This window comes from Hoeflea sp. (assembly GCF_039975035.1).
Classification (GTDB): Bacteria; Pseudomonadota; Alphaproteobacteria; order Rhizobiales; family Rhizobiaceae; genus Hoeflea.
In genome coordinates this window covers 1-3,353 of the sequence record NZ_JBDWHW010000153.1, presented here as the reverse complement: position 1 = coordinate 3,353, position 3,353 = coordinate 1, and the positions used below count along the sequence as shown (strand labels likewise).

5 protein-coding genes and 2 pseudogenes are annotated in these 3,353 nt (G+C 56.2%); 3 read left to right on the top strand and 4 right to left on the bottom strand.

Annotated elements, in window-relative coordinates:
• From ABJN75_RS13770 to ABJN75_RS13760, 3 genes are all read left to right on the top strand, one after another.
• On the top strand, positions 1–184 hold a 184-nt coding region (locus ABJN75_RS13770), incomplete at its 5' end, for a hypothetical protein (RefSeq protein WP_348440155.1).
• 8 nt (positions 185–192) lie between these two features.
• A complete protein-coding gene (locus ABJN75_RS13765; protein WP_208596072.1) occupies positions 193–606 on the top strand; it encodes a hypothetical protein in 414 nt (137 codons plus the stop codon).
• 38 nt (positions 607–644) lie between these two features.
• A complete protein-coding gene (locus ABJN75_RS13760) occupies positions 645–896 on the top strand; it encodes a DEAD/DEAH box helicase family protein (protein ID WP_348440154.1) in 252 nt (83 codons plus the stop codon).
• A gap of 47 nt (positions 897–943) precedes the next feature.
• On the opposite strand, the pseudogene ABJN75_RS13755 reads toward ABJN75_RS13760, so the two are convergent.
• The 4 genes and pseudogenes from ABJN75_RS13755 to ABJN75_RS13740 form a co-directional block, all read right to left on the bottom strand.
• Positions 944–1,118: pseudogene (locus tag ABJN75_RS13755) on the bottom strand (recombinase family protein); the annotation flags it as partial.
• Between the two features lie 315 nt (positions 1,119–1,433).
• Positions 1,434–1,739 carry a cytochrome c gene (locus ABJN75_RS13750; protein ID WP_237066204.1) on the bottom strand — a complete coding sequence of 102 codons (306 nt, stop codon included), beginning with the start codon at positions 1,737–1,739 and terminating at the stop codon, positions 1,434–1,436.
• Positions 1,740–1,749: 10 nt separating this feature from the next.
• Positions 1,750–2,952 (bottom strand): molybdopterin-dependent oxidoreductase, encoded by a 1,203-nt coding sequence (locus tag ABJN75_RS13745; protein WP_093734031.1) that lies wholly within the window; start codon positions 2,950–2,952, stop codon positions 1,750–1,752.
• Between the two features lie 115 nt (positions 2,953–3,067).
• Positions 3,068–3,353 (bottom strand): annotated as a pseudogene (locus ABJN75_RS13740) (hypothetical protein); the annotation flags it as partial.

Genomic DNA, 3,353 nt, shown 5'->3' with positions numbered 1-3,353 from the left:
TCATATGTTTGCGTTGCAACAAGTTGATTTTCCTGAGTTATTTGCCGCTGAATTTCTGGACATTGCTGCGTCGAGCGAGCGAAACAAAATCGAAACAGGACCAAACCTAACTGTCGGCCGCTGTTCGTTGGGAGTGCGCTTATTGCGGGCGATCGTCATGATTGCGATTGTACAAAAAGTATAAGTGTCTTCGTGTCAAAATCCGCAAACCAGAACCCCGAACAGGTCGCTCCCGATCAGATTGACAAGCGACTGCTGGCTGCAGGTTGGGTGGTGCAGGATAAGGTGTCGCTTAATCCCAGTGCGGCCTCGGGAGTAGCGGTGCGGGAATATCCGACGGACACTGGACCGGCCGACTATGTCCTTTTCGTCGACGGTCGTGCTGTCGGCGTGGTCGAGGCGAAACCGGACAGCTTGGGTGAGCGTCTGACAACGGTAGAGGAGCAATCCTCAGGTTATGCGACTGCTAAGTTGAAATGGGTCGCCGGCGCGGAGCCGTTGCCGTTTATTTACGAGAGCACCGCCGTCGTCACCCGGTTCCCGACGGCCGAGATCCGCACCCCCGGTCACGCGAGGTATTCACGTTTCACCGTACTGAAACGCTGAAGGCATGGCGCAATGATCCGTTGTCCCTGCGGTCCGGGTTGCAGACGCTGCCGCACCTGAAAACCGACGGCCTGCGCGCGTGCCAGATCACGGCGATCACCAATCTCGAAACGTCATTGCAACGCGGTAAGCCCCGTGCGCTGGCGCAAATGGCCACCGGGTCAGGTAAGACGTTCACTGCCATCACCGAGGACCTCGACAACCTCCCGGAACCAGATGTCTTGATGTCCGAGATTATGGAAAACTTGGAAGCAGCGATGGAGCAGTTCGCGGCGGCCAGCCGGGCTTAAACTGAAATGGTGTTCACGGATCAAATAGGAAAAAATTAAACTCTGGAAATATCACCATCGCGCAGAAATGAAAGTGCAGCAATGAGCCCCGGTCGCTCGGTCTTGGCACCAGAGACACCGCGGTCTTCAAAGATGTGGGCAGCCCCGACGGCATTCAAAGCGTCAAGCTGAAGGGAGATCTTGCTCTGCAGTCAAGACCCTCGCGTATCCAATGAGGGACAAGATTTTCCTCTAGGCTTGGGTAGGGTCATGAGGCGTCTCGGACAAACCTATCTGTCCGCAAACCCATTCAAAAATCAAGTTGTCCAAGAACACGGTGCGAAGGCATTTTAGGACTGCCTTTGCGCTTGTCCATCAAACGCACGTTGGATGGATCAAGCCTTGTACAGCGTTAATCAGGTTAGGCTCATCCGAATGAGCAGCTGCCAGAGCGAGAGGCAGATACTTCTGATTTAGCACTTAGAAGCTTGGAGTGTTGCAGTTTGACAAGATGACCGGAGAACGCTCCGATCATCTTTTACTTGGGTTTCGTAAACTCTAGTACTGTGCGGCCAGATACGCAGCGATGATATCGCCATCCTCTTCGGTAATTGGCGCACCGTAGATTGCGATCATCTTGTGTACTTCGGCCTTCCAGAAGTCAGGGCCTTTGCCGGGAGGCTGGTATTCGATGTAATCGGTCGAATGGCAGGTTATGCAATTGGCTTCGGCCACATCTGATCCGTCTCCGGCGCGGAACACGACGGAGCCATCATAGGGCATGTCATAGATGACGGAATCCGCGATGGCGGCTTGGGCCAGGAAGGTCAGTCCAGCCAAAGCGGCTATGTGAAAGGTTTTCATTGTCATCTCCTCAGGCTGCCGTGAGACGTGTGGTTTCGACGACGTTGCGCATATAGCCCGATGGGTTCCATTGCGCTTGCATCGGTTGGGTCTGGCCGTTCGCATTTGTCGCGCGCACCAACAGTGACACCTCACCCGACGCCACGGGCATCGACAGCGTCCATTCGCGGAATGCGTATTTTCCCATGTCCTCGCCCAAGGATGCTTTTTGCCATGTCTTGCCGTCATCTGCGGAGACGCTGACCTCGGTAATGCCAGATCCGCCATCGAACGCTATTCCCCGCAGTGCGAGCGGCGCATTCGCAGCTACTGCCGCGCCATCCAGCACATTGGTGATAAAGGACCGGACGTTGAAGCGGGCGATCGGCACGGTCGTTTCAGGCTTGGTGCCAGGTTCGACACATGCGCAACTGTTGTCCGGGATGCGATAGGCCGTCGTCATCCAGAACGAGTCCAATGGCGTGTCGCGCACGATTATCTGGTTGAGGTGCTTGACCCAGTAGGTGCCGTAGTGCCCCGGGACCACAAGACGGAGAGGATAGCCATTCAGCCAGGGCAGATCTTCGCCATTCATGGCCCACGCCAGCATGACTTCGCCGTCCATGGCATGGGCCAGTTCCAGCGACTTGGTAAAGTCGGGGGTGTCGGGCAGGACAGGCCCATCCAACCCTTCGAATGCGACCTGAATCGCCCCGTCTTGCACGCCCGCCTTTTCAAGGACGGATTTTAGGGAAACGCCAGTCCAGCGTGCGTTACCCATCAAGCCATTCCCTGCCTGCCCACCACCGACACGTGGCGTGACAAAGCCACGGCTGTTGCCTGAACATTGATGAACTGCGACCAGATCAATCGTATCGAATTGCGATTTCAGGTCAGCGAGAGACAGCGACATGGGCGTGGCCACTGTGCCGGCGATCTCGAGTGTGAAGGTGTCAGGATCAATCTCGGTCGGGATGTCAGCCAAGTGGTACCGCACGAAAAACGCGTCATTGGGGGTCAACATGCCTTCATTGAACACACTGAACGGCGTCTCCAACTGCGGCGGTCGGGATGACAGCTGCAGCAAAGGCCGCTTCCCCGGATAGGCGACCAGCGACCGATCTCCATTTTCAAAACCCAGCGATACTGTTTCAGCGAGCAATGGCGTGCCGCCAGCCATCACGAATCCGGCAGCAGCCCCGGTGGATGCGATCATCTGTCGTCTGTTGAACATGGTTCCCCCATTTTTCTGCGATCGCTATGACGTGCTTGTCATGTTTGAGATCGTCGCAAGTTCAGACGATTGGCAGGGGGCGTTTATTCCTCATGATGCAAAATAAACTTGTCCATCAGCCCAGACAGGGCTGGCGTGCCGTCGCCAGAGAGGAGAGCAAATCGGGATGTATCTCATTGGGTGCGTCAGTCCCATTGCGCAGAGCCAGCGCGAGAATGGCGAAGCGAGTCGCGTTCATGGATCGCGAGACCATCGTCATCTGCTGATGGGGTCCGGCCCATTGTGCAATCAGGACATGGCCGTCATCTGAGATTGCGAGACCGGCCGGGCGATCTCCGGCATGCGCGGTCACATAGAGCCCAAGATGGCAATTGCTGGGACCGACAAAACCCAGTGCGTCC

Coding starts and splice junctions, on each gene's coding strand:
- ABJN75_RS13750 (WP_237066204.1), bottom strand. CDS start 1,739: ATGAAAACCTTTCACATAGCCGCTTTGGCTGGACTGACCTTCCTGGCC.
- ABJN75_RS13745 (WP_093734031.1), bottom strand. CDS start 2,952: ATGTTCAACAGACGACAGATGATCGCATCCACCGGGGCTGCTGCCGGA.